11 protein-coding genes are annotated in these 12,306 nt (G+C 54.6%); 3 read left to right on the forward strand and 8 right to left on the reverse strand.

The window, feature by feature from the left end; all coding sequences use genetic code 11:
- The first annotated feature begins 9 nt into the window (after positions 1-9).
- Positions 10-873: an AraC family transcriptional regulator gene (locus SK34_RS04570; RefSeq protein ID WP_048232470.1), complete on the forward strand. Its 864-nt coding sequence runs from the start codon at positions 10-12 to the stop codon at positions 871-873.
- Positions 874-910: 37 nt separating this feature from the next.
- On the opposite strand, the gene SK34_RS04575 is transcribed toward SK34_RS04570, so the two are convergent.
- Positions 911-1,294, reverse strand: coding sequence for a cupin domain-containing protein (locus SK34_RS04575; RefSeq protein WP_003028244.1), 384 nt, complete (start codon positions 1,292-1,294; stop codon positions 911-913).
- Positions 1,295-1,448: 154 nt separating this feature from the next.
- Here SK34_RS04575 and SK34_RS04580 point away from each other — a divergent pair, with 154 nt between their 5' ends.
- Complete coding sequence (locus SK34_RS04580) at positions 1,449-1,628, forward strand: hypothetical protein (protein WP_048232472.1); 180 nt, start codon at positions 1,449-1,451, stop codon at positions 1,626-1,628.
- Positions 1,629-1,665: 37 nt separating this feature from the next.
- Here the strand turns inward: SK34_RS04580 and ptsP are convergent, their stop codons facing one another.
- From ptsP to glk, 6 genes are all read right to left on the reverse strand, one after another.
- On the reverse strand, positions 1,666-4,167 hold the full coding sequence (gene ptsP, locus SK34_RS04585) for a phosphoenolpyruvate--protein phosphotransferase (protein WP_048232473.1): 2,502 nt from the start codon (positions 4,165-4,167) through the stop codon (positions 1,666-1,668).
- A gap of 23 nt (positions 4,168-4,190) precedes the next feature.
- On the reverse strand, positions 4,191-5,231 hold the full coding sequence (gene ypdE / locus SK34_RS04590; RefSeq protein WP_048232475.1) for an aminopeptidase: 1,041 nt from the start codon (positions 5,229-5,231) through the stop codon (positions 4,191-4,193).
- Positions 5,231-6,316, reverse strand: coding sequence for an aminopeptidase (gene ypdF, locus SK34_RS04595; protein ID WP_048232478.1), 1,086 nt, complete (start codon positions 6,314-6,316; stop codon positions 5,231-5,233). The genes ypdE and ypdF overlap by 1 nt, the downstream gene beginning before the upstream one ends.
- Before the next feature lie 17 nt (positions 6,317-6,333).
- Positions 6,334-7,581 (reverse strand): PTS fructose transporter subunit IIC, encoded by a 1,248-nt coding sequence (locus SK34_RS04600; protein WP_003028252.1) that lies wholly within the window; start codon positions 7,579-7,581, stop codon positions 6,334-6,336.
- Between the two features lie 20 nt (positions 7,582-7,601).
- Complete coding sequence (locus SK34_RS04605) at positions 7,602-7,928, reverse strand: PTS fructose transporter subunit IIB (RefSeq protein WP_003028254.1); 327 nt, start codon at positions 7,926-7,928, stop codon at positions 7,602-7,604.
- A gap of 191 nt (positions 7,929-8,119) precedes the next feature.
- The gene (gene glk / locus SK34_RS04610) at positions 8,120-9,085 is read right to left on the reverse strand and encodes a glucokinase (protein ID WP_046670120.1); all 966 of its coding nucleotides are present in this window, start codon (positions 9,083-9,085) and stop codon (positions 8,120-8,122) included.
- Positions 9,086-9,289: 204 nt separating this feature from the next.
- On the opposite strand from glk, the gene SK34_RS04615 reads away from it, so the two are divergent.
- Positions 9,290-10,525: an ion channel protein gene (locus SK34_RS04615; RefSeq protein WP_046670121.1), complete on the forward strand. Its 1,236-nt coding sequence runs from the start codon at positions 9,290-9,292 to the stop codon at positions 10,523-10,525.
- On the opposite strand, the gene SK34_RS04620 is transcribed toward SK34_RS04615, so the two are convergent.
- Positions 10,526-12,178 carry an alpha-keto acid decarboxylase family protein gene (locus SK34_RS04620; protein ID WP_048232479.1) on the reverse strand — a complete coding sequence of 551 codons (1,653 nt, stop codon included), beginning with the start codon at positions 12,176-12,178 and terminating at the stop codon, positions 10,526-10,528.
- Between the last annotated feature and the right edge of the window lie 128 nt (positions 12,179-12,306).

Below are 12,306 nucleotides of genomic sequence, written 5' to 3' on the forward strand. Positions count from 1 at the left end.
GAAAGAGCGATGAAAGAGCCAGGCCTTCCCGCAGACCAACAGTTTTTCGCCGATCTGTTCAGTGGCCTGGTGTTAAACCCACAGCGTCTGGGGCACGTGTGGTTCGCAACCCAGCCCGCCACGTTACCGACCGGCAGTTTATGTATTGATCTTCCGCGCCTTGATATCGTGCTACGTGGGGAATACAGCAACCAACTGCAAAAACAGCAGCATAACCTGGCAGAAGGCGACATGCTGTTTATCCCGGCGAAAGCGGCCAATCTGCCCGGCGGCGACAAACCCGTGATGCTGCTGAGCCTGGTTTTTTCTCCGGCATGGCTGGGACTCTCTTTTTACGATAATCGAACCGCATCGCTGCTTCGTCCGGTACGCCGTATTGAGTTACCCCATCCACAGCGCGGCGAAGGCGAGGCGATGCTCACCGCATTGACGCATTTAAGCCGCTCTCCTCTGGCCCAGGATATCATTCAGCCGTTGGTGCTTAGTCTGCTGCATCTGTGTCGTAGCGTGGTGAATACCCGCCCAGACACAGAGCGCCCACGCGCTGAATTTCTCTATCATAGTATGTGTAATTGGATACAAGATAACTATGCCCAGCCGCTGACTCGCGAAAGCGTGGCGCAGTTTTTTAATATCACACCCAATCACCTGTCAAAAGTTTTTGCCCAGCACGGCACTATGGGGTTCGTCGAGTATCTGCGGTGGGTAAGAATGGCGAAGGCGCGCATTATCTTGCAGAAATACCATCTGTCGATTAGCGAAGTCGCACAGCGGTGTGGATACCATGACAGTGATTATTTCTGCCGCCTGTTCCGGCGTCAGTTTGGCCTGACGCCGGGAGAGTACGGCGCGCGTTTTCAGTCAGCGCGTTGATTATGTCAACACCTGCCAAGGCCGCCGCATCTTTGCTTTATGGTGAGTCGTTACAGCCGATGTCTGTGTGTTTAGCCCAATTGACCATTCCCTGGAAATCAACAATCACCACGGATTCATCGCCAACCACCCAGGCATCATGGCCTGGAGGAATGCGCGACAGCTCACCGGGCTTACAATCAAATTCGCTGCCATCATCCATTTTTACCCGCAGCACACCGGAAACGTGGTACTGAAAATGAGGGGCTTCGCAACTCTTCGTTCCAGCGATAGGTTGAACTGACGTAGACCACCGCCAGCCTGGTTCCAGGACCGCACGGCCGACAATTGCACCTCCCACATCGAGAAGCTCCAGTCGCCCGTGAGGGAACTCACGAACTTCGTCTGGAAGACCAAATGACTTCACTTCTGCTTTGTCCATTGCGCACCTCCTTAGGTTGATTACGCGCATGGCCGCTCTTAAATTATATCAGCAGCGGTCATTTATTGTACGATTCGTAATCTCAGCCAGGATCGTTGTAAAATAACGGCCTTTAGCTAAACCCTGCAGGCTTACTCAATAAAGTGAATATACGATGAAGAACAAACGTGCACTCTCCCTGATGTGTTTTCAGATGCTGGAATCAGGTGCGGATCGTCGGACCGTGAAAAGAGCCCTGACCTCCCGCCGTGTTAAAGGTCGCCAGGCGGTAGTGCTGCTCTGCAAACAAGAGATGACGTTGTTGAGGGCCGGGAAACTACCGTTCTCTGATTGATAATTTCCCTTTCTGACCCTCTTATCCACTCTTGCTGTCAAACTTGAAACGTCAGTTCTGCCTCCAGCAGCGCAAGAATGCTCTCAGCATTTTCAGCGGCAAACAACGACTGGCGGAACTGCTTGTTCACCAGCTTGCGCGCCAGCTGCGAAAAGACCTTCACGTGGTTTATGCCTTCATCGGCACCCAGCGTCAGCATGATCACCAGTTCCACATCACCCATCTCAGACTGCCAGTCAACGGGCTGCTGAAGCCGGGCAATGCTGATGCTGGAATGGCGGATCCACTGGGATTTCGTGTGCGGAATAGCCACGCCGAAGCCGACGGCTGTGGTGACGATCTCTTCACGCTGCCAGACATCCTCTTCCAGTTCAAACGGATGTTCAGTGCGTCCATTAACGCTAAGATTGCCGCACAGGAACTGGATCACCTGCTCTTTGTTACTCAGAGATTCGCCGACAAAGATGTTCTCCAGCGCCAGCAGCGGACGCACATCTTTCTGCGGTGCAAACTGGTTTAGCAGATCTTCTATCTCCTGAGCGCTACGGCATTCGCAGGCCTGCATGGCGAGCTCACGACATGCCCGACCGTCCAGTTGACGAAGCTGGCTTTTTACCGCCGGAATACGTGGGCTGCTCATGCTCAGCTCGTCCAGCCCGAGGCCCAGAAGCAGCGGTAAATAACGTCCTTCACCGCCCAGTTCGCCGCAAATACCCACCCATTTACCGCGTTCGTGCGCCACGCGAACAATCTGCTGTAACATGCGCAGGAACGACGGCGTAATCGGGTTGTACAGCGGCGAAACGCGCGGGTTATTGCGATCAACGGCGTACAAGTACTGGGTCATGTCATTTGAGCCAATACTGAAGAAATCCACCTCATCACAGAAATGGTCGATGATGTAACACACCGAAGGGACTTCAACCATAATCCCCAATGAGATTGTCGGAGCATGACGTAAGCCGTCCGCTTTCAGCGCCACCAACGCGTTTTGCAGTTCGCTTTTTACCCATAAAATCTGGTCGAGGCTGTGCACCATCGGGATCATCAGTTGCGCATTGCCGAAGGTCGCCGCCCGTAAAATCGCGCGCAATTGAGTGCGAAAAAGCCCGGCAAACTCCGGATAAATCCGCACCGCGCGATAGCCCAGGAACGGATTCTCTTCCTGCGGAATATTAAGATAGCGGATGTTCTTATCGCCGCCGATATCCATGGTGCGAAAGATAACCGGCTTGTCGCCCGCGGCGAGTAAGACCTGCTGGTAGGCTTCAAACTGTTCCTGCTCATCAGGTGCGCTGTCGCGGTCCATAAACAGCATTTCAGTACGAAACAGCCCAATCCCTTCCGCACCATTGGCAAACGCTCCCGGCGCTTCCAGCGCGGTACCGATATTCGCTGCAACGTCAATACGCTGATGATCTTTGGTCAACGCAGGCTGGGCGGCATCAAGCGCCTGCCGCCGCTGGCATTCATCGGCCAGCTTCTGCGCAATCGCGTAATAGCCGCGAACGGCATCGTCTGGATTGATGGCTAATACCCCACATCGGGCATCCAGTACCGCATGCTGCCCGGAATACCGGTTAATGGCCGCCAGCGGCAAGCCGCTAAGTACCGGAATAGCTGACGCACGGGCAAGGATCAAGGTATGTGAAGTGCGCCCCGTTTTCTCCAGGATCATGCCAGACAGATGCTGCAAATCGAGGCTTAAAAACTGGCTGGGCGTCAAATCCTCAGCAACCAGAATCGTCGGTTTATTCAGCACCAGCGCATTACGCGGTCGTCTTTCAGGCCAGGTGATGTGCAGCAACTGTTCGCTGATATCACGGATATCACTGACGCGTTCGCGCAGGTAATCACTACCGGAGGCCGACAGCTTGTCGCACACCAGCTCCATATTGGCAATGATTGCCGCCCCTAGCCCCAGATGTTGCTCCAGCATTAAGCGGCGAATATTCCCGGCAAACTCGTCATCCTGAATCAGAGACAGATGCGCGCTAAGGATGGTTTTACTCTCGCCGTCGCGCTCGCGCAGCTGCTGATTGAGCTGTTCGGCAAGCGTCGCCAGACTATGCTCCAGCCGGGTATTGTCTTCCGCACTCGCCGCAATCGCACGATAACTTTCCAGGTTATCACTCTGCCAAAGCGTGAGCGTACCTGCTCCTACGCCCCCTGCCAGCACGCTACCGTACAGCAGGTCCGGGTTGAGGCGAATCAGCGAACGCGGCAACGGGTGCGCCGCCAGTTCCGCCGGGGTCGGCTGAACGCTATCGCTGTCAATAAACCGGTGCTGTAGGTACTCCTCCAGCGCTCGCCGGGCCTGTTCTTCATCGCGACCAGTAATGGACAGGCTGCAACTGTCGTTAAACAGCGTTCCGGTACCTATCAGCGCCAGCGAGCTTTTCGCATCCGCCCGCGCATTCTGGCGATGATTAATAAATATCACCTCACTTTGCCACTGGCTGCACTGTTCTTTCAGCTCCCACGCCGGACGCGCATGCAGACCATTGGGTAACGGGCAAAGAAATTGAATCGTTAGCATAACAACTCCTGATTAGCGCGAAATCAGCACCTGAAATCCGTCAGATGAGCCACGGTTTCGCACGTAAGATGTGAAATAAGAGCCGACAACAGCTGCTGCGTCTGGATGATGTCCCGGCAGTCGGCAATCGACGCCGCGCAATGTCCATACCGTGTGGCGGGTCCCATGACAACCGTTGGGATCCCTGTACCGCTTACGTGCACCGCCCCGCCGTCGGTGCCGCCGTTACTGAACATATCGAGCTGCAGGGAAATACCCGCGTCAGCGGCCACGCTTTCAACCCACGCCGTCAGCTTTGGTGGTGCAATCAGCGATTTATCGCTTAACACCAGCATCGGGCCTTTACCGAGCTGTCGGTGATTGGCCGCACTGTAATCAAAGTTTTTGGCCCAGCAGGCGGTATCCAGCACAAATGCCACATCCGGTGCGACAACGCGTGCAGCCGTTTGTCCTCCGCGCAGTCCCACTTCTTCACTGGAACTGGCCACCAGCCAGACCTCGCAAGGAAGTATGGCGTTATGCCATTCACGCAGTAGCGCCACCAGCAAATAACATCCAAGACGATCATCAAAGGCTTTGCCCATGATTCGCTGGTGCGGCAAGACCTGAAAGGTTGTGTCGAATGTGACGCGATCGCCGGGGCGTACGCCGGCCTGGAGTACCTCATCATAAGATCGCGCGCCAATATCTACCCGCAGCGTATTGACCTCATTACCGCATCGCTCTCCGTCGAGCAGACCGGGAATTTTGCTCTCTTCACGGGTGGTGATCCGCACCGGCTGCAGTTGTCTGGCCGCCATACGCACATTTCCCACCGGCAATACATCGATCGCCCCTTCGCTGGAAATACTACGCACGATAAATCCCACTTCATCCATATGCGCGCAGATCATCACCTTCGGACCGGTTGATTCATTGAGACGGATCAGCACCGATCCCAGACCATCAAAGCGCACCTCTTTATTAAGACGATCCGCCTCCTCAAGCAGGATCTGCCGCACTTCCTGTTCTGACGAGGCGATCGCGTCCGCCTCGCTCAGCGCCTTTAGTAACGATAAATCCATTACGCCTCTCCCGTATGTAGCAATGTTTTCGCCATGGTATAGAGCACCTCGCCGCCGTCAGGCGTAACCAGCACAACATCTTCAATACGCACCCCCCCCTGCCCCGGCAGATAAATACCCGGCTCAACGGTGAGCAGCATGCCAGCGACCAGAGGTGTTGTGTCAGCGGGGGAAAAACTTGGATTTTCATGCACTTCAATGCCGATAGCATGTCCGGTGTTGTGACCAAATGCATCGCCATAGCCCGCCTGGGTAATGACTCGCCTGGCTGCGGCGTCTACCTCATTGCATCGCGCACCTGGTCGAATTGCCGCCACCGCGGCACGCTGCGCCGCAAGGACAATCTGGTACACGGCAAACAGCGCGCTTTCTTCCGCTGGCTGGTTCGCATCGGGGATGCGAAAGGTTCGCGTCATATCCGAACAATAACCCTGATACAGCGCGCCAAAATCCAGCGTGATGAACTCACCCGCCTCAACACGTTTGTCGCTGGCTTTGCCGTGTGGCAGCGCACCGCGCCAGCCGCTGGCGACAATGGTGTCAAAAGAAGCTTTATCTGCGCCGAGCGTGCGCATAAACCACTCCAGTTCAGCGGCAATTTCGCGCTCACTGAGACCGGGTTGAATAAAGCGTCGTATATGTTCCGCGCTGAGGTCAGCTATCCGGCAGGCTTCGCGTATGCAGGCTATTTCCTGCGCCGTTTTCACCTGCCGGAGCACATCCGGTACGGCGCTCACCAGTCGGGCACGCAGTTTTTCCGACCACGCGTTCGCCGTTTCCCAGCTTACTTGCTCACCTTCGAATCCCACCGTCTGCAGCTTTTCGTGTGCAATAATGTGATTCACCTGCGAATACAGCGTCTGCGTTCCATCGAGCCGATGGATCTGATAGCCCTGAGTACGCGTGGCAACATCGGTGTAGTAACGGGCATCAACCAGGATATGCGCACTTTCATGGCTGATAAACACAAACCCTGAACTGCTGGAGATCCCCATATGCGGCTGTTTGTTCTGCCGTGATGACAACAGCATCGCGTCAAGTTGTTGCGCCGTTAACCAGTCGCGCAGTGAAGCAAGTAAGCTCATAGTTACAATCCTTTTAATCAGAGGCTTTCAATCAGCAACTTGCCTTTGCGATACATCAGATGGCGAAGGAACACCACCATCAGCGCCGTAATCACCGCGCCTAACAGGATCCCCGCCATATAGACGCCGAGGTTAGTCACCAGCGGCCACGCCCAGATAGCGGATTCCGGGAACCACTGCACGGCCCCCAGCCAGACGGCAGCCGTCGACCCGACAATGGCGCCAACCATATAAGAAGGAATTGCGGTGATGGGACTTTCCAGTGCAAACGGGATCGCCCCTTCGCTGATGCCCATAAATGCGAGGAACATTGCCGTTTTCCCCTGCGGGTAAAGCTGTGCGCTGAACAGGCGTTTGCCGGTTAAGCGACGGTCAATAAGCGTGGCCAGTCCGAGGCCAATCGGCGGAATGACAATCGCAATAGAGCGCGCGGTGACCGGCAGAACGTGATCGGTAGTAAAGCTGAAGGCGACAAAACCTGCGGCTTTATTAATCGGGCCGCCGAGGTCAATCGCCGTTGCCGCGGAAATTCCCATCGCGTACATCAGCGTGCCTTTCTCGCCAGCCGCCGTCAGCAAAGTACGGATCCCGCCGTTAATCCAGCCGCCAAACGGCGTTATCACGTAATACATCGCCAGCATGACGAAAATGGCGGAGAGAATGGGCAGTAAAAAGGTGGTTTTGAATGCCAGCAGGAAATCAGGCAGCTGGATTTTTTGGTTCATCCACTTCACCAGATACCCGGCGACAATCGAGATAATCAGCGCACCAATAAAGGTTGACGGAACCGGAGCACTGGTTACCCATTGCAGCGTTGATGGGTCAAAATTCAGTATCTGTGTCGGCTGAGTAGACATCAGCCCGCCAATGAACCCCGCCGGAAACGCCAGCTTGCCGCCGATGGAGTTGGCGACAAACGCGGCAAACATCGGAATAGCAAAACCAAACAGCACGCCGCCAAAAGATTGCGACAGCCAGGCAAACTTCAGTAATGAGAGATTAAAACCGGTAAATTTTCCGCTGTTCAGCGCATCCATGATGCCAGTGTCAGCAGGAATATCGAGCCAGCTATAGGCGATCAGTTGCGAGAAGGCGAGAATTACCCCGCCCATAATTAACGTCGGCACCATGCGTGAAATACCCGACATCACATGTTGCGGAAGTTCGCCCCAGAAGCTATTGCGGGAGGCCGGTGGATTTTTTATTGCCGCTGCCGCACCAGATGCGCCAGGCACAACGGTTGCACTGCGTTTTTTAATGGCCATATGTAATTCCCTGTCGATGATTATTGTTGTTCAGCGGCAACCATCTCTTCGATCTCTTTAATGATGCCGGCAGCATTTTTTATCGCGTCCTGTAGCGTAATTTCGTAGACATCACGCGACTCAAAACGCTCGTTATCTTCTGGAGTTACGGCAACTGAATGGATGATTAACGTCGCCTCAGCAATATCCTGCGCCGTCAGGCGATTTTGTATTCCGTCAGCGCCTTGGGTTTCGATTTTCACTTCATAACCGGCTTCAACCGCGGCTTCTTCCAGCGCCTGAGCCGCCATAAAGGTGTGAGCCAGCCCCATTGGGCACGCGCAGACGGCAATTAATTTTTTGCTCATAATCATTTCCTCGTAATAGTTAACGAGTGAAATTATGGTCCGAGGAAAGTAACAACCGTTATCAGACAAATAATGCTTTTACTGGACAAATAATCCAGCAATCAGGAAGTGTGACGAAGGTCGGAAAGGTGGGCGGCAGGCAAAAAAAAACCGCGTGATTTACGCGGTTTTGCAGATTTCTGATTGAAGAATTAAAGAATATGGCCCAGCGTCTGACGCAAATGCGCACCTGCGCCAAGTAGTCCAGGGTTATCGTGCACAATCAGGTACACCGGAATATCCTGCACGTAGGCTTTAAAACGGCCTTTATCTTCAAAACCACCGCGGAAGCCTGAAGCCTTAAAGAAGTCGAGGAAGCGCGGTACGATACCACCGGCGATGTACACACCGCCAAACGTCCCAAGGGTTAACGCCAGATCGCCACCAAAACGCCCCATAATGACGCAGAACAGCGACAGCGCCCGACGACAGTCAATGCAGGAATCTTCCAGCGCCCGTGCGGTGATATCCTTCGGCTGCAGATTTTCCGGCAACCGCCCGTCTGATTTGACGATGGCGCGATACAGATTCACCAGCCCCGGACCGGACAGCACACGTTCTGCGGAAACATGGCCAATTTCGGCGCGCAGGACTTCAAGGATAATTCCTTCTTCTTCGCTGTTAGGCGCAAAATCTACATGACCGCCTTCACCGGGCAGGCTTACCCAGCGTTTGTCCACATGCACCAGATGCGCCACACCGAGCCCGGTTCCTGCGCCATAGACGGCTATCGGTTTACCTTCAATAGGTTCCGCGCCACCAAACTGGATCAAATGCTCTTTTTTCAGCATCGGGATCGCCATCGACACGGCGGTGAAATCATTGATGATTTCCAGATGGCTAAAGCCCAGATTTTTTTTCATCTCAGCAATAGAGAATGCCCAGGTATGGTTGGTCATTGCCACCCAGTCGCCAGTAATCGGACAGGCAATGGCAATGCAACCATCTTCGACGCTGACGCTATGCTCATCCAGGTACACGCGCACCACGGCTTCCAGACTAGGGTAATCCAGCCCGGAATAGGTTTTTGCCTGCGAAATCTCGCCGCTGGCAATATCGCACAGAGCAAGACGCGCGTTGGTGCCGCCAACATCCCCTACTAAAGCATATTTTGTCATTCTTCCACTGCTCCGCTAAAGTCAGATTAAATCTTTGCCACACTGTAAATTCATGGGGACATAACAACAACGGTCTGAAGGCTGATGCCCGTGGAAAATCGATCCAGATCACACAATTACTTTATCGTTTCAGCACCATTTGCAGCGATGTCGTCAGGCAGGCTGTGCAAACTATGTCTATGACTCTGTTTTAAGGAATAGAAAATGCTCCATCCGCGAGCCAGAACGATGCTCTTGCTATCAACCCCAGCGCTAATCATTGGCATAGCGTCCAGCCTGGTGTTGATCGTTGTGATGAAAGTGGCTTCCGTTTTACAGCAGTTTTTGTGGGAACGTCTGCCTGTTAGCATCGGTATAGCCCAGGACTCTCCGGTCTGGATTATCGGTATGCTGACGCTCACGGGGATCATGGTCGGGTTAGTTATCCGTTACAGCCATGGTCACGCAGGTCCGGATCCGGCCTGTGAACCGTTAATTGGTATGCCGGTGCCAACGTCAGCACTACCGGGCCTGCTGGCAGCGCTAATCCTTGGCCTCGCGGGTGGCGTCAGTCTGGGTCCGGAACACCCCATCATGACCGTAAATATCGCTCTGGCAGTGGCACTTGGTAGCCGCATGTTTCCCCGCATTGCGAAACTGGACTGGACCATTCTCGCCTCTGCCGGCACCATCGGCGCGCTATTTGGCACCCCCGTTGCCGCTGCGCTGATATTTTCGCAAACGCTGAATAGCTCAAACGATGTGCCCTTGTGGGATCGCCTGTTCGCGCCGTTAATGGCCGCGGCCGCGGGTTCGCTAACCACCAGCCTGTTTTTTCACCCCCATTTTTCACTGCCCATCGCGCACTACACGCAGATGCACTTGATCGATATCCTCAGCGGCGCGGTTGTTGCCGCAATCGCTATTGCTGCCGGAATGGTAGCCGTCTGGTGTCTGCCACGTTTGCACCATTTAATGCATCGATTAAAACACCCGGTACTGATCCTCGGGGCAGGCGGTTTTATCCTTGGAATTTTGGGTGTTATCGGCGGGCCGCTTACCTTGTTTAAGGGACTGGACGAAATGCAGCAGATGGCGTTTAGCCAAACGCTGGGGACATCGGATTATTTCATGCTCGCCGTAATTAAGCTGGCGGCGTTAGTAGTTGCGGCAGCGAGTGGTTTTCGCGGAGGACGAATCTTCCCGGCGGTATTCGTTGGTGTCGCCTTGGGTCTGATGCTGCACGCCCATGTTGAAGCGGTGCCGGCTGCCATCACGGTTTCTTGCTCTATCCTCGGGCTGGTGCTGGTCGTCACCCGCGACGCCTGGCTGAGCCTGTTTATGGCAGCAGTAGTGGTACCAGATTCCACCCTGCTGCCGCTGCTGTGCATCGTTATGCTGCCCGCCTGGCTGCTGCTGGCAGGCAAGCCGTTGATGGTCGCTGAACGCTCTGATAAATAGCTATCCGCCGTTGCGAGATTCCAGCGCACGGGTCACCGTGCGCAATAATTCAGGAAGATCGGCTTTCGGTAGCACTACTTCAATTAACGACAATCGTTGCGGATGGGACAGCCTGGCCAAAACTTCCTCCAGTTGTACCGCCTGCGTCACCCGCCAGCATTCCGCCTGACATTCACGACTAAACGCCTGCGGCACCAACGTCCAGCTCCAGGCGGCGATATCGTTATAGCGCTGATTTGCCCCGTGTATGGCCCGCTCCACGGTATAGCCGTCATTGTTGAGGAGTAAAATAACGGGTGATTGCCCGTCTCTGAGCATGGAGCCCAGCTCCTGAATGGTGAGCTGCGCCGCGCCATCGCCAATAATCAGGATCACCCGACGGTCCGGACAGGCCGTTTGCGCGCCGAATGCCGCCGGTAGCGAATAGCCAATAGATCCCCACAACGGTTGAACCAATACTTCCGCCCCGCAAGGTAATGAGAGCGCAGCCGCGCCAAAGGCGGCGGTTCCCTGATCGACGAGGATAATGTCATTAGGCGCCAGATACTGCTGCACCGTATGCCAGAAGTTTTCCTGCGTCAGAGGCCCCTTCTCAACCTGAATGCGCGCAACTGGCGGACGTTCTGGCGGCAGTGAAAACGACATTTCCAGACACAGCTCCCGCAATGTGGTGACCGCCTGCTCCATCGGGATGTTAAACCAGCTGGTTCCAATCCGTGAGGCATGTGGCTGAACCTCAATGGTGCGCTCCTGCGGTAGCTGTTGCGTAAACCCGGCGGTCAGGGTGTCGACAAATTGTGTGCCGACACAAAATATCGTGTCGGCATCTTCGATAGCCAGACGAACATAATCGCTACTGGCTCCGGCACTGTATGTGCCAACAAACGCCGGATGACGTTCATCGAACAGCCCTTTGCCCATCAACAACGTGGCGTGGGCCATCGGCGTTTCCGCCATCCAGCGCTGTAAAACCGGCTGCAAACCAAAACGTAGCGCGAGAAAGTCCGCGAGCAGCGCGACGCGCGGGCTGTCCAGCAATCGTTCACGGGCATGATAGCGAAACGCTTCTGCCACACTGCTCTCCGGCTCGCTCAGAGGAACAATCAGGATGTCATTCGGTGGTGTAGCGGGCTGTTTTGCCACATCAGCAGGCAACATCAGATAGCCCGGCCTGCGTTCGATGAGCATTGCTCGCAACACGCGGTCAATTTCATAACAGGCGTTTTGTTCATCCAGTACCGCGCTCGCCGTCGACACCGCCTGCTGCATACGGTAAAAATGTTGAAAGTCACCATCACCCAGCGTGTGATGCATCAACTCCCCACGACGCTGTGCACCGCGACAGGGTGCGCCAACAATATGCAAAACAGGAACATATTCCGCATAACTTCCTGCAATACCGTTAATCGCACTTAACTCGCCCACACCAAACGTGGTGAGCAGCGCCCCTACCCCGGAGACCCGTGCATAGCCATCTGCCGCATAAGCCGCATTCAACTCGTTCGCACACCCGACCCAACATACGTTGGGATGTTCAATCACGTGGTCAAGAAACTGCAAATTATAATCGCCTGGCACACCAAAGAGATGGCCGACGCCACAGCCTGCCAGCCTGTCCAGCAGATAATCAGCAACGGAATACGGGGTTTGCATGACAGCTATCCTTCTGACGGTAACCTCATGTTGAGTATCGAAGAACTGTGATGACTGTCCAGGAAAGTCGCTGTGAAGGGGTGGAAAGCAGGATTTACAGTTTTGGCGGTAAAAATTCATTGAAGAAT

The organism is Citrobacter sp. MGH104, from assembly GCF_001034485.1.
Lineage (GTDB): Bacteria > Pseudomonadota > Gammaproteobacteria > Enterobacterales > Enterobacteriaceae > Citrobacter > Citrobacter freundii.

Bases quoted from the DNA above. Each gene is read 5' to 3' on its own strand.
- SK34_RS04570 (WP_048232470.1), top strand. From the start codon at position 10: ATGAAAGAGCCAGGCCTTCCCGCAGACCAACAGTTTTTCGCCGATCTG.
- SK34_RS04575 (WP_003028244.1), bottom strand. From the start codon at position 1,294: ATGGACAAAGCAGAAGTGAAGTCATTTGGTCTTCCAGACGAAGTTCGT.
- SK34_RS04580 (WP_048232472.1), top strand. From the start codon at position 1,449: ATGAAGAACAAACGTGCACTCTCCCTGATGTGTTTTCAGATGCTGGAA.
- ptsP (WP_048232473.1), bottom strand. From the start codon at position 4,167: ATGCTAACGATTCAATTTCTTTGCCCGTTACCCAATGGTCTGCATGCG.
- ypdE (WP_048232475.1), bottom strand. From the start codon at position 5,231: ATGGATTTATCGTTACTAAAGGCGCTGAGCGAGGCGGACGCGATCGCC.
- ypdF (WP_048232478.1), bottom strand. From the start codon at position 6,316: ATGAGCTTACTTGCTTCACTGCGCGACTGGTTAACGGCGCAACAACTT.
- SK34_RS04600 (WP_003028252.1), bottom strand. From the start codon at position 7,581: ATGGCCATTAAAAAACGCAGTGCAACCGTTGTGCCTGGCGCATCTGGT.
- SK34_RS04605 (WP_003028254.1), bottom strand. From the start codon at position 7,928: ATGAGCAAAAAATTAATTGCCGTCTGCGCGTGCCCAATGGGGCTGGCT.
- glk (WP_046670120.1), bottom strand. From the start codon at position 9,085: ATGACAAAATATGCTTTAGTAGGGGATGTTGGCGGCACCAACGCGCGT.
- SK34_RS04615 (WP_046670121.1), top strand. From the start codon at position 9,290: ATGCTCCATCCGCGAGCCAGAACGATGCTCTTGCTATCAACCCCAGCG.
- SK34_RS04620 (WP_048232479.1), bottom strand. From the start codon at position 12,178: ATGCAAACCCCGTATTCCGTTGCTGATTATCTGCTGGACAGGCTGGCA.